The following is a 22,236-nucleotide window of genomic DNA, read 5'->3' as shown; positions in this document are numbered from 1 at the left end:
TTTTTTTCTTTGTATCTCCTACCCCTTCCAATAATAGCGCTCATCCTTCTCCGGATCTTCGCGGGTTTCTTCAAAGTCACTCTCATTTCTGCTTTGAAACAGGGTAAGCGTCTGTTTTTCGATTTCAGGCGGGGATTCAACTACTGCCTGTTCTGCTTGTCCTTCTTTCCCTTTAAATGCATCTATTAATTGTTCTATCAGAACGTTCCGCTTTTCTTGCTGTTTTAAAAGAGCTGTGAGACCGAGCAAGAGGCTTCCGGCTGCAAGTAATGTGATGTAGACCGAGAAGGACGGAATATACTGCCATATCATTAAAGACGTGGGGCTTCCATATTCACCAAGTTCTTCTTCCAGCGACTTAAAAATAAGAGATACATGATTTAATGCACCTAAAACACCTGATAAAACCATCAAACTGCCTAAAATCAAAAGCACTTTCTTCACGTTTCAGCCCACCCTTTTTTTCCTATTTTACCATGTATTGTGTGATTGGAATAATAGATTTGCAGCTAAAACTCTCTTGATTTTTTGCTCCGATTCAATTCTCGACAGGCAGATCCCGATTCGGATCACTCTTATTATCGAATCTTATATTTTATTATCGAAACAAACAGGTTTATTATCGATTTCTAAGATTTATTACCCGAAAGTCACTGTTTTATTTCTAATTGATTACCACTTCCCTTTTTCAAAAAAAAGAGAGTCCCGCAAAGGACTCTTCTCCAATTCTATAAAAACTTCACAACTGCGATGATCATCATTACCCAGGCAATTAAAAATGAAAGACCTCCGAGCGGTGTGATTGCGCCAAGAACACTGATTTGAGTCACAGTTAATACGTACAGGCTTCCGGAAAATAAGAGAATTCCGATGAACATGAGCCAGCCCGCCCATGTCAGCATGCCCGCCTGCGGAAGTTTGTCGATTAAAAACGCGATAACGAATAAACCGACGGCATGAAACATTTGATAAGTGACGCCTGTCTGCCAGATTTTCAAGTATTTCTCAGGTACCTTTCCTTCAAGCCCATGAGCTCCGAATGCGCCTAATGCGACGGCCAGAAAAGCGTTTGCTGCAGCAAGTATTAAGAATAGTTTCACGATTATCTTCTCCTCGATTTTGAAATCAGCCTCTAGTTTTCATCTTACCCTATCATTTCTTTAAATCAAGACAGACAGCCGATTCGTCAACAGATGTTCAAATCTTTGAATTCTTGTTTTTATTTTTATCATCACCTTGTCCATCCTCATCCTCCTGCAGATATTTTTCCTCGTGAAAGGCGACGGGTGCCTGGCCGGTTATTTCATCAAAAGGAGTATAATACGTTGTTACAGTCTGCTTTTTCACAAAAATTTTGTATAACCCTATGAAAACCAGGATGATGATTGGAAATGAAATGACGGCTAGGTTTACAAAATCACTCGGACTCATAAAACCGCCCCTCCTGTTTAAAAATCAAAAATGGAATCCCCGTTCACGCCGTCCTCTTCTTTTTTCTTGTTGTTAAAATTAGATGCCCCCATCATTTTTTGAAGCTGAAGGGCATCCAATTGGTTCGGAGAAGTCTGCTTCGTTTCATAGCGCTCTTCCGCTTGCTCTTCAAGCACCAGATCACAGAGTGTTTTCACTGCAAGCAGTCTTTCTCTTACTTCTGAATCACTTGATCCTTGCATGGCACGTTGAATTTCTTTTTCCATTTTTGCAAGCAGCTTTGAAATATGTATATCCATCCTTATCGTTCCTCCGTTTCTTTGGTATTTCTATATCGCATGACACATTATCTTTTTGAAGTATATTTCATACAGGCTTCACCTGATGATTTCATCACGGTTAAGGAAGGTCTTGCAGCAGATTTTAAACCGTAAGCCCTGCAGCCGTTTGGAAAATCCCTGTCCCAAGTGACATAGTAATACGTGCATTTTAAGCAGTTGATCGATTGATTCTTCATATCTTATATCCTGCCTTTATTCTTATCCTTGTAACCTATTATACCAATAGTTGCTCTACATCGCCTGAAAAAAAGAGGTTTAGCTTTTACCTGTTCGTGCTATTTAAATACTATGAAACCTAAAAGGAGAGTGAATGAAAATGAAACCAGCTGTAAAAGAGTACACAAATGACGAAGTATTAAAAAATGACGTAATGGAACTGAAAAGTAAAGGTGTCGACAAGCAGGACATTTATATTCTCTCACATGATGATGAGCGCACAAACCGTATAGCAAACAATGCGGAAGCAAATACCATCGGCATCTCTGAATTAGGTCTTGGAAGTGCGGTCGGTAACATTTTCAGCAAAAAAGGCGATGAGCTTCGCACAAAATTAGAAGAAGTCGGGTTCAGCTCAACAGAAGCAGAACGCTATGAAGAAAAGCTTGATGAAGGTAAAATCTTATTGCTTGTTACAGATCATGAGCGTGTAACGGGCTGGGTATAATCAGTTAAGAGGAGGTGCGGACAGCACCTCCTCTTTTTTATCTGTTTCTTATTTCCAGTCAATTTTATTCCGTCCCATTTTCTTCAGTGCCTCATTCGCTCTTGAAAACGGCTTGCTTCCGAAGAATCCTTTTCTGGCGGAAAAAGGGCTGGGGTGCGGCGATTCAATCACTATATGCCTGGCTGTATCAATCAGTGCTTTCTTTTCTGCTGCATGCTTTCCCCATAAAATAAACACGACTGGCTGTTCGCGCTCATTCAGAAGCTCAATGATGCGATTTGTAAACGTCTCCCAGCCTTGCCCTTTGTGTGAGGCGGCCTGACCTTTTCTTACTGTCAAAACAGTATTCAATAACAGCACACCTTGCTTAGCCCATTTTTCAAGGGAACCATGATTTGGAGGATCATATCCAAGATCATCCTTCAATTCAAGAAAAATATTACGGAGCGAAGGCGGCTGCTTGACACCTTCCTGAACAGAGAAGCTAAGGCCGTGAGCCTGATTTGGCCCATGATAAGGATCCTGGCCAAGGATCACTACTTTTACCTCTTTATAAGAAGTGAATTGCAGAGCGTTAAACAAATCGTCCATGTCTGGATAGATGGTCTCTGTCTCATATTCTGTTTTCAGAAATTCTCTCAGTCTCTGATAATATGGTTTTTCAAATTCCGGTTTTAGCCACGTCCACCAGCCGTCATGAAGCTGCTGTTTCATCTGTTTTTCACCCTTTCTTAAGGTTAAATACAGGTTTCTTCTACTAAGGTAATTAATTTTTTCAGCAGGGTAACTGAATCTTCAAGTGCTAATGAATAGAACCTCTTCGTGCCCTGCTGTTCAATGGTCACCAATCCCTGATCCTTCAATATTTTCAGATGATGGGAAATAGCTGGTCTTGAAAGCCTGGATTGATCGGCAATTTCATTCACAGTCAGCCTTTCTGTTTCTGCTAATAAAAGAATAATGTCCTGTCTCGCGGGATCGCCGAGAGCATGGAATAATGGGATGCATGAACGAAACGTATCAATGGCTTGGTCTCCCATTTTGCTTCACACCTTTCTTAAGCGCGCTCTTGCGTCTTCCGCACAATACCTGTTACCGTTTTACGCGGCATGAATCGTACAGCTGCTGCAAGAATTGTATTTTTAAAGCCTGGAATAATCAGCGTCTTCCCTTTTTTCATCCCTTCATATGCCGCATCAGCAACGGTTTTCACATCCATTACTCCGCTTTTAAAGAGCTTGGATTGTCCAAGATTGGCGCGTTCGCTGAAGCTTGTTTCAGTAGGGCCGGGACATAAAACAAAGACTGATACACCAGTGCCTTTCAGTTCATTTTCAATTGCTTCACTAAATGATAACACATAAGCTTTTGTCGCGTAATAGACAGCCATCAATGGACCGGGCTGAAAAGCGGCAGTGGAGGCAACATTTAAAACCTGGCCTGATTTTTTTGAAATCATATCAGGTAAAAATAATTTGGTTAACAGCGTGATTGATTTGATATTCAAATCAATCATATTCAGTTCCTCTTCCGCAGACGTGTTTATAAAATCCCCATATAAACCAACACCGGCATTGTTCACTAAAACATCGACATGAACCTTCTCCTGCTGCAATTCCTGAAACAATTCATGAATTTGATTCATATTACTTAAGTCCTTAGCTTTGACGATTGCTGTCGTATTTTTAAGTTCGTCTGCCAGTTTCATTAGTTTTATTTCGTTTCTTGCTGTCAAAATTAGACGGAAGCCATCCTCTGCATACTTATAAGCAAGTTCTCTTCCAATTCCATCTGAAGCTCCTGTAATTAATACGGTTTTCATTGATATAAACTCCTTTTTGTTTATTTGTTTAAATGTTTAAACGCATAATATCACGGAGAATATAACTTTTCAATCATCTAACAAAAACTCCTGCCGCAGCAGGAGTCAGATTAATCTCGATATCATTGGCTTCCCGTCCCAGACAAGCAGGCTTAGCGCCTCTCTTGCCTTTAACTCGGGTTCTTCTAATAAAACAAAGAAGTTTTTTTGAGGAAGCTCTCCCAATTGATGCTTTTCACTGAGCTTTTCAAGGTACGATTGTCTTCTTTCATTAAGACCTGCAGATTGATGATTGCCTGTATCGGAAAAAGCATAAATAACGCTTGCTACCGGAACCCGCTTCACTTGAAATTTTCCTGAAACTCTTAAAAAGAAGTCCCAGTCCCAATAATTGTGAACCTCTGGATCAAAATATCCGATCGACTGATGGACATTTTTTAAATATAAGCTTCCTGATGGCACAAACGTTGAGAAGCGCCTCATTTCTTTTGCATCATATGTATAGGCAAATAATCTGCGGCTGATCGGCACGCGTACGTTGTTTTGGTCCTCAAATCCGACAATCTCAACATCTGAATAGACAAGATGCGCATCTGTCAGTTCATGAACCATTCTTTCAATATGTCCAGGGGTGAAATAATCATCATCATCACTCAGCATAATAGCATCGCCTTCTGCCTGGAAAGCTCCGGCGTTGCGGGCATGAACATGTCCTGCATTTTCTTCTAGATCAATGATGCGTATTGGAAGATCATGATAGGCATCTTTTAAAGAGTCTACCGGTTCTCCCCCATCATTCACAACAATAATTTCATATGGGCGGTATGTTTGACGGGCAATAGATTCTAACAGCTCGGCAAGAGTGTAAAGACGGTTATACGTCACAATAATAACTGAAACACGCAATCCGGATCTCCTCTTTTCCTATTTATTTCTACTGCTCATTAAATCATAAAAAGGAAAAGATTGCTCTAGGCTGATACTTTAGACTCATTTATGAACCAGCTTGTTTTTAAAACTTTTACATTGGGTATTTATTAACTATCAGCAGAAAAAGGAGAGAGATTAAAATGAAAACATTTGTAGTTGAAAATGGTGTTCAAGCAACTGAAAAAATCAATCACCTTGAAGTTGAAGGGTTTGTGAGAGACGATATTTATCTTTTCGCACATGATCCGAACCGCTCAAAACATCTTACTTCCGGTACAGATACTGAAAGTGTCGGCGTTTCTGAGCAAGGCGTATTTTCATCAATGAAAAACGTTTTCCGTTCACGCGGAGATGAGCTTCGCTCGAAAATGGCATCTCTGGGTTTAACAGAGAACGAAGCAGCTCATATGGAAGAAGAGCTTGATAAAGGCAAGGTAGTAATTGTAGCACACCAATAATTCATACAATCTATATTTCCCCCTACTAATATAGATGTATAGGCGGGCCTCATATCTCATGAGACCCGCCTTTTTTATATTTCATAATTATTGATGGAACAATTTAACAAAAAATTCCGTATTATGCTATGAATAGTGTAAAAAGAGAAATGCCTTTAATTATCAGCATTCGACAAGAAGATTCTACATGTTCCTCACTCTTTGTCTGGTAATCTTTTCTTGTACTTTTTTAAATAAAAGGGGACTAGAGAGAAATGAAAAAATGGTTTGTGCTGTTTGCCGCTCTTTTCTTATTTGCATCTTTTGTCGTGCCAGCTAAAGCAGACGCTGTACCTCAGCTCATCATCATTAACAAGAGCACGAATAAACTTGCATTTTTTGACAGCGGTCAGCTTGTTAAAGTATTTAATGTCGCAACAGGGAGAGATAATTCGTTTACCCCGGAAGGAACGTTTCCAATTGTAAACAAGATTAAAAATCGTCCTTATTACAAAGACAATATTCCAGGAGGCGACAGCCGAAATCCGCTCGGAGACAGATGGCTCGGTCTTCATGCTCTTGGCACCAATGGAACGACCTATGCCATCCATGGCAATAACAATCCTAATTCCATCGGAACTTATGCCAGCGCAGGCTGTATTCGCATGCATAATGAAGAAATCCGCTATCTATTCGACCAGGTACACACAGGCACCTCTGTTATCATTCTTCACTCAAACCAATCCTTTGAAGCAATAGCTGCAGCAAACAACTATCCAAATTCTGCACCCGCAGATTCAGCACCTGTTCAGGAAGAAAAGAAACCGCAGCCTCCTGCTAAACAAAAACCTGCTCCCGCACCTATAGAAGAGCCAACACCTGAAGCACCGAAACCTGAAGAAGAAGATCCTTTATCGTGTATCAAAAGCAAAATTAAAGGCAAAATCTATATCCCAGATATTCATGTAAAAATGGATGTTACGTGTCCTGCAAAAACCAGCTGACCTTAATGGCTGGTTTTTTGCATGGAGGAAATGACTGCTCTTATGCTAACCTCAAACCCTCTGCTTATAAGTTCTATGACAAGCGCTTACCCCATTCCGCCGGATGCTCCAAAAACAATTGCGTGCTTCATTTTCATTCTCCTCTCTCTTATTAACCACTGTTCAATTAAAGACAAAAAAATTATGTTAAACCTTTCATTAGAAAAAGAACATGTGACTTCATCAAAGGCTCCACCTCTTTAAATTTCATCCCTGTCTTGCAGTAATGCGTTACAAATCTATGAAGGGATAAAAAGACAGACCAAATAACAGTTGCTGAAACCTGCTGTTCTGATAAAGCATAAATAGCCTGAGCAAATTTTTCGCAGCTCACGTTAGGCTCATGAATCAAATAGCTTACAACCTCTTCATCCTTTGTTAAAAACATGAGTTCATATTGACTTTGATTTTTTAATCCGAATTCAATATATCCCTCCAGTATCTTTTTAATTTTCACTTCGTTATTTAGTCCTTCTTGGTCTAATACATCCTTCAGTTTTTCATCCAGGAGTTTGAAATCTGCTTTAACAAGCGCGTAAAAAAGCTCAGCTTTATTTTTAAAATGATAGTAGATGGCACCGTGACTATAATTCAGTTCTTTTGCGATTTGCCTCATTGAAACGTTCTGATAGCCTTTTTCATGAAATAATTGATGTGCAGCTTGCATGATGGATTCTCGCGTAAGCTCTTGATCGACTGCTCTTCTTGCTGCCAAATGGATCACCTCAATTTATTTAACCACTGTTCAATAATATTATATGGGCATTTTATCCATTTTGTAACCTATTCCTCATCAATGGCTAACCTTTTTCGAAATTGATATAATAGCTATGAAAGATTCGTTTTCAATCACCTGGATGGAGGTACACACACTTATGACAATGAAAAAAGCCTTAACATTTGCGGGATCAGATAGCAGCGGCGGTGCTGGTATTCAGGCAGATTTAAAAACATTTCAAGAGCGCGGAGTATATGGGATGACGGCTTTAACAGTCGTTGTAGCGATGGACCCGAATAATGAGTGGCATCATCAAGTATTTCCCGTGGAATTAGATACCATTAAAGCTCAGGCAGCAACCATCGTTGAAGGAATCGGTGTGGATGCAATGAAAACAGGCATGCTTCCAACTGTAGATATCATTAAACTTGCTGCTGAAACAATAAAAAAGAATAATCTTGAAAATGTGGTAGTTGACCCTGTTATGGTGTGCAAAGGAGCGGACGAAGTTCTGTACCCTGACCTTGCGGATGCATTGCGCGAAATCCTTACACCGCTTGCAACAGTTGTTACTCCAAACTTATTTGAAGCTGGCCAGTTAAGCGGCATCGGGACAATTACAACGGTAGACCAAATGAAGGAAGCTGCGGTAAAAATCTTTGATTTGGGTGCTAAATACGTGCTAGTCAAAGGCGGCGGCAAGCTTCAGCATGAAAAAGCAGTGGATGTTCTTTATGATGGAACTGAATTTCAGATTCTTGAAGGCGAGCGCATCGATACTTCTTATACACATGGTGCAGGCTGCACGTATTCAGCTGCCATCACGGCAGAGCTCGCAAAAGGCGCATCTGTTAAAGAAGCCATCTATACAGCTAAACAATATATTACAGCAGCCATCCGCCATTCCTTCCCTCTTAATGAGTACGTTGGACCGACGAACCATGCTGCATTGCGATTATACGAGAGTGAATAAAAGGAACCGGCCTATGGCCGGTTTTTTGATTTTTTCTGGATCTCCCAGTTGGACCTGACTCAAAATCTTTGCACAGAACATAAGCGCAGGCGCCAAGGCACCTCCGACAGGCAGATAAGAATCCGACAGAAGTCCGGGTCCGCTTTGACGCACTTATTTCTTCAGCGAGGGGCTTTTTCTGATCCATTCACCGCTTAGTTTTCGAACAATTATCTACAAAGCGGTTATATTTTAGATTCCTAAACAACAAAAAAAGCTGCCATTAAATAGGCAGCCCTCCATTCTATTACAAATCCCACTTCTTCAAATGAAATACCGTTTCTCCTTCAGAAGAAAACACGGAACTTTTCTCCTCAGCATCCGGGAACATCCTCGCCGTAAACACTTCTTCACCGTCATTTATAAATACTTCAATTGAAGATGTATCTACAAACACTTGAAGCTTGGTCAGCTCTGCCAAATGACATTTTCTTGATTCAGGATGGCCGTCAGCATAACTGATTCTAGTTAGCGTAAACAGCTGATCCCTGCGAGAGTAATGCAGCTCGGCATTCTTTTTAATTGAGAGCTTAAAAGAGTCTTCTACTTTTATCTGATCAAGGATCAGCTCATAAACAGCACCCTCTGTTTCCCGCTTCTGAACTTCCTCATTTGTGATCTTCACCATTTCAAGCACCTGTTCATTTTTTCTTAGAGCTTTTAACTCCTCGACAGGCTCCTGCAGCAAGTTTTCACCTTTTATCGACAATTTCCTCGGAAATGTCATTGTGTGAATCCACTTGTTTGCTATGGTCGGATGCTTGTCCTCGTCCTGATCAGGCACACTCATCCAGGCAATTAATAAGCGTCTGCCTTTTTCATCAACCGTCGTTTGCGGAGCATAAAAATCAAAGCCTCTGTCAAGCTCTGTAAATTCACCATGATTTAATTTTGCCGTCTTGTAATCTAGCTCTCCAACAAAGTAGCCGGATTGATAGACGTTCTGATAAAGATTCCCTTCCGGTTCCAACCCTTGAGGAGACACAATCAGTACATCCTTGCCGTTCAGGCGGAACAGATCCGGGCACTCCCACATATAGCCAAACTCATCAAGCTGATCTGTATTTGAACCTGCCACATCGCCCAGGAGCTCCCAATTATACAGATTTTCAGAGACAAGAAGCGCGGCACGTCCGGCCATTTCCTTTGTTTGAGCTCCTGCAACCATGTACCACTTTCCTTCATGCCCCCAAACCTTCGGATCCCGAAAATGGGCAGTATAGCCGTCCGGAAGTTCAGCTACAACGCCTTTTTTATCAAAATGGATTCCGTCCTCTGAAACGGCAAGGCATTGATACGTCTCCCTTTCTCCATTTTCGTCCTTCACATTTCCAGTATAGAACAGATGTAGTTTATCAAAAGCTTCAATGGCACTGCCTGAGTAGCACCCATTCTTTTCATACCACTCGCTTGGGGCAAGAGCAATCGGTTCATGCTCCCAATTGACAAGGTCCCTTGAGGTATAATGGCCCCAGAATTTTGCTCCATGTCCTGTTTTAAATGGCATCCACTGATAGAAAAGGTGGTAAATCCCCTTCCACTGAATAAAGCCGTTCGGATCGTTAAGGAGTCCGACTGGAGGCATAATATGATGCTTCAGCCGATATGGATCTTTTTCAACCGTATTCCGGCTGGCTTCAACCTCTTGATATGCTGCTTCTTTTAGCTCTGAATCGAGGTTTATCACATTCATCGCTCCTTTACCCGTTTTTTAGAATGCCTTGAACTTCTTCCAGTGTAGGCAATGCGGTCATTGCCCCTTTAACCGATGCAGCAAGTCCGCCTGATACACTTGCAAACCGGCCGATGTCCTGTAATTCCTTTTCCGAAAGCGAACTTAGATTTCCATTATACTCATGTAATTTATATAAAACACCTGATACAAAAGCATCTCCAGCTCCTGTGGTGTCGACTGCATTTACTTTCATGGCATGTATTCTTGCAGTAACATTATGCGTAAACGCATAGCTCCCTTTGCTTCCGAGTGTCACCAGCAGCAATGGAATGTTATAGGCAGAAAGCTTCTCTACTCCTTTATCAATCGTTGCTTCTCCTGTTAAAAACTCAAGTTCCTCTTCAGAAATCTTGATCAGATCAGCAGTATCAAACATAGAAAGAATGGTTTCACGTGCATCGTCCTCGTTTTCCCATAAGCTCAATCTTAAATTGGGATCATACGAAATAATCATTCCGTTCTTTCTGGCAAGCTCAACCGCCTTGATCGTTGCGGTCCTAGAAGGTTCGCTGATCATAGAAATTGAACCATAATGAAGGATTTTACTGCTTTCAAATAGCGATTCGTTTAATTCTTCACTTTTTATAAACCGGTCTGCACTTGGATCGATATAAAAATCAAAAGAACGCTCTCCATTTTCAGCCAATGTAATAAACACTGCGCCTGTTTTCGCTTCATCTGTCAGCAGCATATGATCTGTATGAACTCCGTAGGACGCTAAAGTATCTTTTAAAAAAGTCCCGAGTACGTCATTTCCCACTTTTCCAAGAAAAGCAGAATCAGCTCCAAGTCTTGCTAAGCCAACTGCAACGTTTGCAGGCGCTCCTCCTGGGCTCTTTTGATAGATCAAATTATCTGAATCAACTGGTATAAAATCAATTAATGCCTCTCCTAAACTGATAATCCCGTTTTTCATGGATGCAGCTCTCCTCTCTAGTAAAAGAAAATCAGGCATATGACTGCCTGATTTTTAGTTATAGCTTACTTAATTCTTGTTTTAGATAGCAAGTCCTACTTAGTCTCTTCTTCTTTTAATCCGAGAAGAAGCGTCGCAATAAGCGCTCCTGCTACGGCAATCACGAATCCGATCAGATAATTCATGATGGCAGATGTTCCAAATGGAGCAACAATCGCAATCATCGGAATACCCGTTAATCCATAAGCATTTGCCGCTACATTCGTAAAGACTACATATGCGCCCCCAAGTGCTCCGCCGATCAATCCTCCAATAAATGGCTTGCGGTAGCGCAAGTTGACTCCAAAAATAACCGGCTCAGTAATTCCTAAGAAGGCTGAGAAAGCACCAGGCAATGCAATTTCTTTTGTTTTGGCGCGCTTTGTCATAAAGAAAACGGCAAGACCCGCTCCGCCCTGAGCAACGTTTGCCATTGACCAGATTGGAAGGAGATAGTTCTTCCCAAGATCGGCAAGAAGACCTGCTTCAATGGCATGGAAGCTGTGATGAACACCTGTCAGTACGATTAAAGAATAGGTTCCGCCAAAGATAAGACCCGCCATAAAACCGGCTGTATCATAAACGTAAGTTAACGTAGTTGTAATCAAAGTACCTAACCCGCGGCCAAGAGGGCCAATGGCAATTAAAGCGATAAAGCCTGTTGAGATAATGGTCAAAAACGGTGTGACAAGCAAATCAATCGAGTTAGGTACAATCTTGCGGAGCCCTTTCTCAATTTTGCTCATGACATAAACCGCAAGAAGAATTGGAATTACGGTTCCCTGATAGCCAAGCATCGCGATATCCATTCCTGCAAAATTCAAATACTCAGGCTTCGCCTCAGCCAGTCCCCACGGATTTTGCAGGGCAGGGTGAGTAAGAATCCCCCCTATGACGGCTCCTAAATAGGGATTTGCTCCGAACTCGCGGGATGCGCTGACACCAATTAGAATCGGCAGAATAATAAAGGCTGCGCTTGAGAACATATCCAGCAAAACAATGAATGGACTGTCCGTGCTGACCCATTCAAATGCTTTCATCATTCCAAGCAGACCCATTAATAAACCGCTCGCTACGATAGCAGGAATGATTGGAACGAAGATATTCGACAGTGTTTTTGCAAATCTGGCAAAAGGATTCATTTTTTGCTTTACAGCTTCAGCATGCGATACGGAATCTACATCCATTTTTCCGATCATTGGCTGCAGCTGTTCATAGACTTTATTCACATTCCCGGTACCAAAAATAATTTGAAATTGACCAGAGCTTGCAAATGCACCTTTAACCCCTTCAACTTCTTCTATTTCCGCCTTATCTGCTTTGCTTTCATCCTGCAAAACTAAACGGAGTCTTGTCGCACAGTGTGTGGCACTGATGATATTTTCTTTTCCGCCGAGCAGCGGTACAATTTTTTCTGCAATGTCTTTATAATTCATGTTTATCCTCCTTTTTAAATAGAAAAAGACCTAAAACTTATAAAGGTATCATAGACAGAGTTTCTCCAATGATCTCTTTACAAATTTTAGGTCTTGCCTGCATAACCAGTCACAATCCCGAATATAAACTTTTAATACGCTTTCATTGTATGAGATGAAAGCGTGTTCGTCAAGATTTTTTTACTCGCTTAATCTCTGGATGTGAAGGGTAATATATCCAATCTCAGATTCTGGAAAATGCAGGATGTATTCCTCACTTAAATAATCCGCAATCTTCTTTGAACATTGATAGGCAAATGCGTATTTTTCCTGAATGAGTCTAAGCATTTCGATATCCATAACATGAAATTCCTCGTCCTGCTCAAGGCGATTTAAAGCGAATCTAAGATGGGTCAGCAGCCTCTGATAGGAGATGGAATTTTTACTCAGCTTTAGACCGAAGTGATGTTCTATTATGCTGATTGATTCTTGAATGATGGTCGCATGCTTTAATGTAACCGTCATATCAGAAGAATCTAATTTCGCCGTATGAATGTGGAGGGCAATATGTCCCGCTTCATCTTCCGGAAGAGAAACCCCAAGCTTTTCCTGTACTTTTTGGATCGCCCAAATCCCAATCTCAAACTCCTTTTTGTAGAGCACCTTAATTTCATTCAGCAATTTATTTTGAATTTGATAGCCTTGCTGAATTCTTTCAATTGCAAATGACAGATGATCTGTTAATGCTATGTGAATGTGATTGCTAAGAGGTGACATCAATTGGCCTTCCGCATAGCTGATGACTTCTTCGGCAAGCTCAACGTGTTTCTCGGGAACCATTTGCAGCAGCTGCTGAAATTTCTCGCTTTCTTCTCTCATCACAAATATTTTTTCAATTTTACTGGCCGGTATAATATCATTTTTGCTTTTTTGAAAAGCAATCCCCGGGCCCATTACAATTTTCTCCTGCTGTTCATCAAGAACGACTGCAGCATTATTGTTTAAGATTTTATAGATTCTCAAAGGTCCATTCCTTCCTGCCGAGCGTGATTGTATCACCATCATGCCAAAAATGCTGAAAAAGCACAAATACATGTGTTTTTTGTAAATTCATGTAAACGTTTTTAAAGTTTTTGTTAAATTATTAGATATTCACACGTTATTCCACAATTCGACAACAGTTATCAACAGAAGTTATCAACATATCCACAAATTCTATCCACATTTTGTGTGGGTACAATTGTTCGCCACTATATATGCAGAGGAAATACACTTATTCACAGGGCTGTTGATAAGTCTAAAACTATTGTGGTTATCTCAAATTTAACACAAGAAAAGCGGACCGCGGTTTTGCTCACGCATGGCTGAAAAGACCGGTTTGACTTTTTTAGCCGGATTCGTTCTGGGCGATGGAGCTAGACATCGAACTGCAATTTTCTTTGCTAACTATAAAAAATACCCTCTTCCATTTTTGAAGAAGGACAAACAGAATGGAAGCAGACTATGAAAGAAAAACTCCTCCATAAAGCAGAGATCCGGCTATGACATAGGCAGGATGAATTTTCATTTTTTCAAGCAGGACGAAACTAAGGATAAAGAGCAGCAGAGTATGCCAAATTCCAAAACCAAGAACTGCATTATCCAGGAATTGATAGGTCATGACTCCAAGCATAACCGCGATGACAGGCCGTACCACCGTGGAAAGCCTTTTTACCTGAGGCGATTCCTTATATTTCATTAAAACTTTTAAAAGAATCAGCATTAAGATCAATGAGGGAGCAATAGTGGCAAACAGCCCAACTGCTGCCCCAAGAAAGCCTCCCTGCTGATAGCCGATAAAGCCGGCCATTTTTGTTGCGATCGGGCCTGGGAGTGCGTTTCCAAGTGCCAGTGTCTCACTGAATTCACTGACGGTCTGCCATTCATAGCGGTCGACGATTTCTTTTTCAATAAGAGGAATGGAAGCTGGACCTCCGCCATACCCGAGGATGCCCGGAAGGAAGAAAGCCAAAAAAATGTGCCAGTAAATCATGAATGCATCCCCTTCTCTTTCTTCCCGCCGCTTTTCTCTCTATAAAAAATAGCCCACATCAACAGAACGCCAATTAAAATACCCGGATGAATATGCAGAGCTTCCATTAAGGCAAGGGATGCTCCCATAAGGATAACCGTTTTAACCAATCCAAAGGACTGCGATGATTTCTTCGCGAAATCCCATGTAAGAGTTAGCAGCATGACAGCAACGACCGGCAGAACGGCTTGAGACATTCCTTTGACCCACGCCTCATCTTTATAAGCATTTAAGGTTGTCAGCAGTAAAATCATCAAGAAGACGGTTGGAAGTGCTGTTGCGATTACAGCATTCAGCATGCCTGCATAGCCTCCGATCCGATATCCGATGTAACCGGCCATTTTCGTTGCTATTGGACCCGGAAGTGTATTCCCGAGTGCCAATACATCTGAAAATTCATCATCATTCATCCATTTAAACCTCTCAACCACTTCTTTATGTACAAGCGGAATGGTCGAAGGACCACCCCCAAACCCAAGCATGCCTGACCTGAAAAATGCGATGAAAATATTCCACTGTTTCACAAAAAGGTCACCTCATTCTCTTCACTTACCAAGATGCAATTGATCCATCTGCTCTTGGCTCTGTACCGCCAGTAAGTACACCTGTATCAGGATTCCTCCAAATAATCTGTCCGCGTCCGAATTGGCCTGTATCCACTGTCTTTTGAATTTGATGCCCTTTTCGGACTAAAGCCTGTGCAAGATGCGAAGGAAAACGAGGCTCAACAAGGACCTTTTTTCCCTCAATCCACTGCCAGCGCGGTGCATCAAGAGCTGCCTGCGGATGCAGGTGAAAATCAATGGTATTCATGACTACCTGCAGATGTCCCTGCGGCTGCATATACCCGCCCATTACTCCAAATGGCCCGACAGCTTGATTATCCTTTGTCAAAAAACCCGGAATAATAGTGTGGTAGGTTTTCTTCCCTGGCTTTAAGGCATTGGGATGTGTTTCTTCAAGAGAAAAATCATGCCCTCGGTTTTGCATCGAGATCCCCGTTCCCGGAATCACAATACCTGAACCAAATCCCATATAGTTGCTCTGTATGAAAGAGACCATATTGCCTTCCCCATCTGCTGCCGCCAAATAAACAGTGCCTCCCCTTGCAGGCACATAAGCTTCCGGTAAAATCGCCTCATCTTTTATTTCTGCTCTTCTCATTTCTCCGTATTGTTCTGACAGCAGCTCTTCAGTTGTGATCTTCATCTCTTTTGGATCTGTTACGTATGCTTTCCCATCTGTAAAAGCGAGCTTCATCGCTTCAATTTGTTTATGGTATGTATCTGCATTGTCCTTCTCGGTTACCAAATAGCCTTTTAAGATATTGAGGCCAAGCAAAGCGACTATACCCTGGCCATTAGGCGGGATTTCCCATACGTCATATCCTTTGTAATGCACAGAAATCGGATCGACCCATTCTGCTTCATAAGAAGCAAGATCTTCTTTTGATAGAAAACCTCCATGCTTTTCGACAAAGGAGCTGATTTTCTCTGCTAATCGTCCGCGGTAGAAGCTTTCCCCGTTCGTTTCTGCTATCTCCCTTAATGTAGCTGCATGATCCGGAGAACGCCAGATTTCCCCGATTTTAGGGGACCGCTGTTTTGGTGCAAATGTAGTAAACCACGCTTCAAACTCAGAACCTGTTAGAGTGGTTTTGAATTTTTCATAAGCAAGAGACCAATATTTTCCCAAAATTGGAGTCAAAGGATATCCTTCTTCAGCATATGCAATCGCAGGAGAGAGCACTTCTTGAAGAGGAAGGCGCCCAAACCTCTTGGATAGCTGCACCCAAGCAGCAGGAGCACCTGGAACTGTTATAGGAGTTACTCCATGTACAGGCATTTTTGTGTATCCTTTAACCTTTACAGCCTCAATGGAGAGCGCTGATGGGGCAGGGCCGCTTGCATTTAGACCATACAGGTTCCCATTTGTCCACACCAGAGCAAATGCGTCTCCTCCAATTCCATTAGAGGTTGGCTCTAGAACCGTTAAGGCTGCGGCAGTTGCTATCGCCGCATCGATAGCATTGCCGCCTTTTTTAAGGATATCCAAACCAGCCTGTGCGGCAAGAGGCTGTGAGGTTGCGACCATTCCATTTTTCGCAAAAACAGTCTGCCGCTCTGAAGGATATGGGTGATTTAAATAATCAAAGTGCATATTGTCAGATCCCCTTATAGTCATCATATTGTTTTAAAAGCTATCCATAAGCAAAGAATTGTTAAGCATCTTTCTTTTTATAGTTAACTTATGTCATATCCATCTCCTATTTTAGATTATATCTGAATATGTTAAATATTCAATCTATTTGATGCGTAAACAGCTCACTACTCTATAATTTCAGTCCATTCCTGCTCTTAAATCTGCGGAGTAAGATGTGGCTCTCAACCCTCGTTATCCCTTCTAATGCATAAAGCTCATGATTAATGAATTTTTCAAGAGCCGTGAAATCCTCAACAAGCACGTGCATATGAAGAGTACTCGGTCCTGTCATTTGATAGCAGCTCGCGACTTTAGGATTGTCTGCAAGCGTTTCAGCAACCTCTAGTAAAAAGGCAGGCTCACAATCCACTTCAAAGAATGCAGATACAGACTTGCCAACCTTCTCTGAATTGACGACTACAGTAAATCTTTCGATTACACCCTCATTTATTAATTGATTGACTCTTTCTCTTACGGCAACTCGGGAAAGCTCTAACTCTTTTCCAATATCCACATAGGACATGCGGCCATTATCCGTCAGCAATTTTATGATTTTCCGGTCAGTCTCATCTATTTTCAATCTCCCCACCACTTTCATTAGAAGCCATGTCGAACCCTCCAAATAATAATTTCATTATACTCACAGCAGCTTTTTTAAAAAAGGTGTTTCATTAAATGTTTCTCAAGTGAAACGTTCCACGTGAAACAAAAACCAACAAAAAAAGACCATATAAGGTCTTTTTCAGCAGTTTATTTTGATAAAACTCTGACAAATTCTTTTGCCGTATTTGTACTTGATTGCGGATTTTGACCAGTAACCAGCTTACCGTCAACTTCTACATGCTCAGTAAATTTTGGAGTGGTCATAAATTCTGCACCAAGCTCTGTAAGCTTTGTTTCTAAAAGAAAAGGCATGTATTGATCCAATTTGGTGTCCGCTTCTTCTTCATTCGTAAATCCAGTTAATCGTTTGCCATCCACTAACGGTTTTCCATTTGAAAGGACAGGGCCAACGAAACCAGCAGGACCGTGGCAGACAGCGCCAATGACTTTATCAGATTCTGCGAAATGAACGAGCAGCTCCTGCAGTTTTTTATTAGAAGGGAAATCAAACATGGCTCCATGACCGCCAGGAAGGAATATAGCTGCATACTCATCTGCTTGAATGTCATCCAGCATCTGAGTATCTTTCAGCCTGCTGATGGGCTCTGACCATATATCCTGTTCCACGCCTTCTAAGCTGCTGGGATCAAGAGGAACGTCTCCTCCTTTAGGACTTGCTACGGTAACCTCATAACCATGCCCTGTAAATTCCTCATACGGTTCAGCAAATTCTGACAGCCAAAGGCCTGTTTTATGTTCATCTGTAATTTTTTCTGCAGTGGTCACAACGACTAAAATTTTTTCTGCCATTCTTACCGCTCCTTCATGAGTAAAATCAAATTTATTCATACGAAGTAAGTTTTCCCGGCTTATCTTTTATTAAACCCTTTTGATTCAACAAACTCTTTCATATACATTCTCGTCGGCCTAGAAAGCATGGCTGCCATTTGACTTGTCCAAGTATCCGTTCTCTTTCCTTCAGTCCGCTCATGGTAATAGGAGGAGATGACGCGATTATAGTCTTCTAATTGCCGGATATATTTTCCGCCGTCGGATTCGTAAGCTTCTTCATGGTATATATGTTCCGGCTGAATTCTTGGCTTTTTATCCGGATTTTGGGCCGGATAGCCAACAGCAAGTCCAAATAGAGGCACGACTCTGTCTGGTGTTTTAAGCAGTTCTGAGACCTCGTTTAAGCTGTTTCGCAATCCTCCGATATAAACGGCGCCAAGTCCCATCGATTCAGCTGCAATGACTGCATTTTGTGCTGCAAGCGAAGCATCTATTGCAGCCACCATGAATTTCTCTGTGCTCTCGAGCGTTTCATCTAAGTTCACGCCTTCCATCTCAGCCAATACTTCGTGGCGATGCAGATCTGCGCAAAAAATAAAGAAATGTCCGTTCCGGGCGACATAAGACTGATTGCCTGCAAGCTCTGCAAATCTCTGTTTAGCTGCTGGATTTTTCACGCCAATTATGGAATACGCTTGAATAAAACTAGAAGTCGAAGCTGCCTGGGCACATTCAATGATTGTTTTGATTTGTTCATTGCTGAGCGGTTTTTCTTCAAATTTTCGAATTGAGCGATGGGATAAAATCGTGTCAATTACTTGGTTCATTATTCGGGTCTCCTTTATTATTTGTTTTAACTATCTTACCTAAGTTCTGATCATTTTGCAGTTAATAAGATTAAGTAAGTTTTGTACAGGGTATTGTATACGTGAAAATACAGGAAATTTGCTTAAAAGCATTGGCGTTTCCGCCAAGTTGTATTAAAATAACACACGTTACATAAATATGTACTAGAGTAAGGAGCACACCTATTGACATCACAGACTAAAAGCACAGTGAAATTTATCATCCCTTCTATGCTTGGAATTCTATTATTTATGGTTCCACTTAAATATAATGATGAGGTTACCATTCCAATTGCCATCCTTTCTGGGATTCTTCAGAAGGCACTTGGTGAATTTTTGCCTGCCATTATGACAGTCATCATTATATTAACTTTAATAGGTACTCTTATTGCAAAGACAGCTAAACCTGGTTTTGTTAAAAGAAGCCCCTTCTTTACAGCTTTGTTCGATGTTCCTGTAATATGGGTCTTCGCCCGATTGATTGGAGCTGTCTTTGCCGTTCTGACTTTATTTAAAATCGGACCTGAATGGATTTGGTCTGAAAATACCGGTGGACTTCTCTTAAATGATCTTCTTCCGATTTTATTTTCAGTATTCTTTTTTGCAGGATTATTGCTGCCTCTATTGCTGAATTTCGGTTTGCTTGAGCTTTTTGGTTCATTGCTTGCCAAGTTTATGAGACCTGTATTTAAATTGCCGGGCAGATCCTCTGTTGATTGCGTCGCATCCTGGCTTGGCGATGGAACAATTGGCGTATTGCTGACAAGTAAGCAGTACGAAGAAGGCTTTTATACGAAACGTGAAGCTGCCATTATTGGCACAAAGTTTCTCTGTCGTTTCGATTACCTTCAGTTTAGTTGTCATCTCTCAGGTAAACCTTGGACACATGTTTGTTCCATTTTATTTAACTGTTACGTTTGCAGGAATTATTGCAGCTTTAGTTCTGCCTAGAATTCCTCCACTGTCCACTAAACCTGATAATTACTATCAAGGTCAGGATGAAAAGATCACAGAAGCTGTGCCTAAAGGATTTACTCCATTTAGCTGGGGCTATAAACAGGCACTTGTTCAGGCAGATAAAAATAAGAGTGTCATTTCTTTCATTCAAGATGGAACAAAGAATGTCCTTGATATGTGGATGGGTGTTGCCCCGATTGTCATGGCACTTGGAACTCTTGCATTAATGGCAGCGGAGTTCACACCGGTATTTGATTGGCTTGGGATGCCGTTCATTCCCCTGCTTGAATTGATGCAAATACCAGAAGCAAAAGAGGCATCCAAAACACTTGTTGTTGGATTTGCAGATATGTTTCTGCCTACTGTATTAGCGAGTGAAATTACGAGTGAAATGACCAGATTTATAATAGCTTGCGTCTCTGTTACCCAGCTTATTTATATGTCTGAAGTCGGCGGGCTGCTGTTAGGTTCGAAAATCCCGGTTTCATTTAAAGATTTAGTGATTATTTTCCTTCTTCGAACAGTCATTACACTTCCAGTTATTGTCGGAATTGCACATATGTTGTTTTAAAATTTCAAAAAACGCATGGACCTTTTTCAGTCCGTGCGTTTTTTGATTTCCTATTTTTTTTTGCAGTTTTTTATCATTTTATAGATGATTCAGCATTCTTAGATCTTAAGCCGTCACTGCTGTCTTTTCCAATTCAGCCTTAAGCAGCTTGGCAATCTCAAGCATGCCGTACTTCCCTGCTGCTGCCTCTGCATCACCATTATAGTTTGTATTTGTATTTATATCGTACGTATAAATGGTTCCGTTCTCATCGCGGATGAATTCGATTCCAGCTACCTTAATATTGTTTGCTTCCAGCATGCTTTCATATTTAGAGATGATCGGATCATTAAAACCTTCTACAATTTGAAATTTCGGTTTTTCCGGCACTTCTTCACCAACAGGGCAGAACAAGTCTCCAATTTGGCATGCATCAGCAGGGCAGAGCTCAAAGCCTTCTGAAGTATCCACACGCACAGCATAAAGGAACTTGCCGTTTACAAACTCACAGCGGGTGATATATGGCTCTGGAGCTTGAATGTATTGCTGAATTAACGTAATGCCATCCACAGGCTCTTCAAAATTGGGACCTGCAGCATATTGCTTCAAGGCCTCCACTGAATGGAACAGCTGAACTCCAAGACCTTTCCCAGCCCGGTTATGCTTTGTAATAAACGGCTGTCCCTCAAATTCTTTGGCTGCGTTTATAATTGCTTCTTTACCAACAGCGGCGATCGTTTTTGGCGTTTCGATCCCGTGTTCATTTAATGTCATATATTGAGCAACCTTGCTTACTTCTAATTGAATCGCGCGGCTGCCGTTAAATACTCTGCGGTTATGTCTTTCAAGCCAGGACAATACTGATGCCGTAAGTTCTGGAGCAAATCGGTGACCCCTGGTGTGAGAAGATGCACTCATCCGGTTATAAAAAATCCCTTCCGGAGGTGCTTCAGATAAGTTAATCATGCCCTGATCCAAATGCCATTCTTCATAGGGCACCTCAAGCTCGTCCAGCCTTTTTGTCAGGTGAACCGTCCACTCTTTGTTTTCATGAATGATGTAAACTTTACTCAATTTGATATCCCCCACCCATTTATTCGTTATAAATTAGTGTAATCCTACTATATCTATCAATTATCTGTCAATTAACTGCCGCCTTGAGTAAAGTTGGATTTTGCCTGAATTTTTCCGATGACATTAAGACGTAATTAAAAAAAGTGTTATTTTCAGTATTTTCAAAATTTATTTACAAGAAATAGTTAGAAGTACTGGAATTTTAATACTGGTATGATATACTAATTGTAACAAAACGTTCACAAAGTGTTTATCAGTTTGTCACAATTAAAATAATGTAAGCGTTGACAAGAACTATGTAAAAGGGAGTTGTTAAAAATGGATGTATTTTTCGTATATTTACTTATTGTAAGTGCCACTCCGCTATTCTTGTGGGATCAGCGTAAAAATCTGGCACTCCTTCATATACCGTTTATTTTATTGCTTTGGGTGTACTTCGGCATGTATGCAACAATGGATCTGAATATGGCCATGCACGTATTTGGAGGTTCTCTATTCTTTATTAATCTAGTTTTTGCACATGTTGCAGCCTATCTCATTTATGCAAAACCAATTATCAAACGCAAAACAGACGACCCTAAAAACAATCTCGATCTCATTAAATAAACAATCATGCAAAAACACCCTGACCGAAATTGG

General features: G+C 41.1%; 26 protein-coding genes and 1 pseudogene. 6 read left to right on the top strand and 21 right to left on the bottom strand.

Annotated features, from left to right (window positions below):
* Positions 1-18 precede the first annotated feature (18 nt).
* From QFZ72_RS02685 to QFZ72_RS02665, 5 genes are all read right to left on the bottom strand, one after another.
* The gene (locus QFZ72_RS02685; protein ID WP_307429060.1) at positions 19-444 is read right to left on the bottom strand and encodes a hypothetical protein; all 426 of its coding nucleotides are present in this window, start codon (positions 442-444) and stop codon (positions 19-21) included.
* A 284-nt stretch (positions 445-728) separates the two neighbouring features.
* Positions 729-1,100 (bottom strand): DUF423 domain-containing protein, encoded by a 372-nt coding sequence (locus QFZ72_RS02680; RefSeq protein ID WP_307429057.1) that lies wholly within the window; start codon positions 1,098-1,100, stop codon positions 729-731.
* A 97-nt stretch (positions 1,101-1,197) separates the two neighbouring features.
* Complete coding sequence (locus QFZ72_RS02675) at positions 1,198-1,431, bottom strand: DUF3951 domain-containing protein (protein ID WP_307429054.1); 234 nt, start codon at positions 1,429-1,431, stop codon at positions 1,198-1,200.
* A gap of 17 nt (positions 1,432-1,448) precedes the next feature.
* The gene (locus QFZ72_RS02670) at positions 1,449-1,730 is read right to left on the bottom strand and encodes a YwdI family protein (protein WP_307429052.1); all 282 of its coding nucleotides are present in this window, start codon (positions 1,728-1,730) and stop codon (positions 1,449-1,451) included.
* 47 nt (positions 1,731-1,777) lie between these two features.
* Positions 1,778-1,948: a uracil-DNA glycosylase gene (locus QFZ72_RS02665; protein ID WP_307429049.1), complete on the bottom strand. Its 171-nt coding sequence runs from the start codon at positions 1,946-1,948 to the stop codon at positions 1,778-1,780.
* Positions 1,949-2,088: 140 nt separating this feature from the next.
* Between QFZ72_RS02665 and QFZ72_RS02660 the strand changes: the two genes are divergently transcribed.
* Entirely contained in the window at positions 2,089-2,436 is a 348-nt protein-coding gene (locus QFZ72_RS02660; RefSeq protein WP_307439554.1) for a YflT domain-containing protein, read from the top strand.
* Between the two features lie 48 nt (positions 2,437-2,484).
* Here QFZ72_RS02660 and QFZ72_RS02655 read toward each other — a convergent pair whose 3' ends face one another.
* The 4 genes from QFZ72_RS02655 to QFZ72_RS02640 all read right to left on the bottom strand — a co-directional run bounded on the left by QFZ72_RS02655 (position 2,485) and on the right by QFZ72_RS02640 (position 5,164).
* Positions 2,485-3,150, bottom strand: a complete 666-nt coding sequence (locus QFZ72_RS02655; RefSeq protein ID WP_307429047.1) for a uracil-DNA glycosylase — start codon at positions 3,148-3,150, stop codon at positions 2,485-2,487.
* Between the two features lie 23 nt (positions 3,151-3,173).
* A complete protein-coding gene (locus QFZ72_RS02650; protein ID WP_223438703.1) occupies positions 3,174-3,476 on the bottom strand; it encodes an ArsR/SmtB family transcription factor in 303 nt (100 codons plus the stop codon).
* Positions 3,477-3,493: 17 nt separating this feature from the next.
* Positions 3,494-4,264 (bottom strand): SDR family NAD(P)-dependent oxidoreductase, encoded by a 771-nt coding sequence (locus QFZ72_RS02645; protein ID WP_373464655.1) that lies wholly within the window; start codon positions 4,262-4,264, stop codon positions 3,494-3,496.
* A 99-nt stretch (positions 4,265-4,363) separates the two neighbouring features.
* Positions 4,364-5,164 carry a glycosyltransferase family 2 protein gene (locus QFZ72_RS02640; protein WP_307429039.1) on the bottom strand — a complete coding sequence of 267 codons (801 nt, stop codon included), beginning with the start codon at positions 5,162-5,164 and terminating at the stop codon, positions 4,364-4,366.
* A 164-nt stretch (positions 5,165-5,328) separates the two neighbouring features.
* Between QFZ72_RS02640 and QFZ72_RS02635 the strand changes: the two genes are divergently transcribed.
* Positions 5,329-5,646 carry a YflT domain-containing protein gene (locus QFZ72_RS02635; protein WP_252202821.1) on the top strand — a complete coding sequence of 106 codons (318 nt, stop codon included), beginning with the start codon at positions 5,329-5,331 and terminating at the stop codon, positions 5,644-5,646.
* Positions 5,647-5,900: 254 nt separating this feature from the next.
* Positions 5,901-6,629 carry a L,D-transpeptidase family protein gene (locus QFZ72_RS02630; RefSeq protein WP_307429032.1) on the top strand — a complete coding sequence of 243 codons (729 nt, stop codon included), beginning with the start codon at positions 5,901-5,903 and terminating at the stop codon, positions 6,627-6,629.
* Between the two features lie 181 nt (positions 6,630-6,810).
* On the opposite strand, the gene QFZ72_RS02625 is transcribed toward QFZ72_RS02630, so the two are convergent.
* Positions 6,811-7,383, bottom strand: a complete 573-nt coding sequence (locus tag QFZ72_RS02625) for a TetR/AcrR family transcriptional regulator (RefSeq protein ID WP_307429029.1) — start codon at positions 7,381-7,383, stop codon at positions 6,811-6,813.
* A 160-nt stretch (positions 7,384-7,543) separates the two neighbouring features.
* On the opposite strand from QFZ72_RS02625, the gene QFZ72_RS02620 reads away from it, so the two are divergent.
* The gene (locus tag QFZ72_RS02620; protein WP_307429026.1) at positions 7,544-8,359 is read left to right on the top strand and encodes a bifunctional hydroxymethylpyrimidine kinase/phosphomethylpyrimidine kinase; all 816 of its coding nucleotides are present in this window, start codon (positions 7,544-7,546) and stop codon (positions 8,357-8,359) included.
* A gap of 286 nt (positions 8,360-8,645) precedes the next feature.
* Here QFZ72_RS02620 and QFZ72_RS02615 read toward each other — a convergent pair whose 3' ends face one another.
* From QFZ72_RS02615 to nfsA, 10 genes are all read right to left on the bottom strand, one after another.
* Positions 8,646-10,091 (bottom strand): glycoside hydrolase family 32 protein, encoded by a 1,446-nt coding sequence (locus QFZ72_RS02615; RefSeq protein ID WP_373464401.1) that lies wholly within the window; start codon positions 10,089-10,091, stop codon positions 8,646-8,648.
* A gap of 7 nt (positions 10,092-10,098) precedes the next feature.
* Complete coding sequence (locus tag QFZ72_RS02610) at positions 10,099-11,049, bottom strand: aminoimidazole riboside kinase (RefSeq protein ID WP_307429023.1); 951 nt, start codon at positions 11,047-11,049, stop codon at positions 10,099-10,101.
* A gap of 95 nt (positions 11,050-11,144) precedes the next feature.
* Positions 11,145-12,524: a sucrose-specific PTS transporter subunit IIBC gene (locus QFZ72_RS02605; protein ID WP_307429020.1), complete on the bottom strand. Its 1,380-nt coding sequence runs from the start codon at positions 12,522-12,524 to the stop codon at positions 11,145-11,147.
* A 180-nt stretch (positions 12,525-12,704) separates the two neighbouring features.
* Positions 12,705-13,526 carry a PRD domain-containing protein gene (locus QFZ72_RS02600; protein ID WP_223438714.1) on the bottom strand — a complete coding sequence of 274 codons (822 nt, stop codon included), beginning with the start codon at positions 13,524-13,526 and terminating at the stop codon, positions 12,705-12,707.
* Between the two features lie 478 nt (positions 13,527-14,004).
* The gene (locus tag QFZ72_RS02595; RefSeq protein WP_307429017.1) at positions 14,005-14,535 is read right to left on the bottom strand and encodes a chromate transporter; all 531 of its coding nucleotides are present in this window, start codon (positions 14,533-14,535) and stop codon (positions 14,005-14,007) included.
* Positions 14,532-15,098, bottom strand: coding sequence for a chromate transporter (locus QFZ72_RS02590; protein WP_307429015.1), 567 nt, complete (start codon positions 15,096-15,098; stop codon positions 14,532-14,534). Before QFZ72_RS02590 ends, QFZ72_RS02595 begins: the two co-directional genes overlap by 4 nt.
* A gap of 25 nt (positions 15,099-15,123) precedes the next feature.
* Positions 15,124-16,734, bottom strand: coding sequence for a gamma-glutamyltransferase family protein (locus tag QFZ72_RS02585; RefSeq protein WP_307429012.1), 1,611 nt, complete (start codon positions 16,732-16,734; stop codon positions 15,124-15,126).
* 172 nt (positions 16,735-16,906) lie between these two features.
* A complete protein-coding gene (locus tag QFZ72_RS02580; protein ID WP_307429009.1) occupies positions 16,907-17,356 on the bottom strand; it encodes an Lrp/AsnC family transcriptional regulator in 450 nt (149 codons plus the stop codon).
* 170 nt (positions 17,357-17,526) lie between these two features.
* On the bottom strand, positions 17,527-18,189 hold the full coding sequence (locus QFZ72_RS02575; protein WP_307429006.1) for a type 1 glutamine amidotransferase domain-containing protein: 663 nt from the start codon (positions 18,187-18,189) through the stop codon (positions 17,527-17,529).
* 59 nt (positions 18,190-18,248) lie between these two features.
* Positions 18,249-18,998, bottom strand: coding sequence for an oxygen-insensitive NADPH nitroreductase (gene nfsA / locus QFZ72_RS02570; protein WP_307429003.1), 750 nt, complete (start codon positions 18,996-18,998; stop codon positions 18,249-18,251).
* A 249-nt stretch (positions 18,999-19,247) separates the two neighbouring features.
* Here nfsA and QFZ72_RS02565 point away from each other — a divergent pair.
* Positions 19,248-20,544: pseudogene (locus tag QFZ72_RS02565) on the top strand (YjiH family protein).
* A gap of 105 nt (positions 20,545-20,649) precedes the next feature.
* Here QFZ72_RS02565 and QFZ72_RS02560 read toward each other — a convergent pair.
* A complete protein-coding gene (locus tag QFZ72_RS02560) occupies positions 20,650-21,597 on the bottom strand; it encodes an ATP-grasp domain-containing protein (protein WP_307429000.1) in 948 nt (315 codons plus the stop codon).
* A gap of 318 nt (positions 21,598-21,915) precedes the next feature.
* Here QFZ72_RS02560 and QFZ72_RS02555 point away from each other — a divergent pair, with 318 nt between their 5' ends.
* Complete coding sequence (locus QFZ72_RS02555) at positions 21,916-22,203, top strand: spore morphogenesis/germination protein YwcE (RefSeq protein ID WP_307428996.1); 288 nt, start codon at positions 21,916-21,918, stop codon at positions 22,201-22,203.
* The last annotated feature ends 33 nt before the right edge of the window (positions 22,204-22,236 follow it).

Source organism: Bacillus sp. V2I10 (assembly GCF_030817055.1).
Classification (GTDB): domain Bacteria; phylum Bacillota; class Bacilli; order Bacillales; family Bacillaceae; genus Bacillus_P.
The sequence above is the reverse complement of the archived record's forward strand: the minus strand, read 5'-3'. Positions and strand labels throughout refer to the sequence as shown.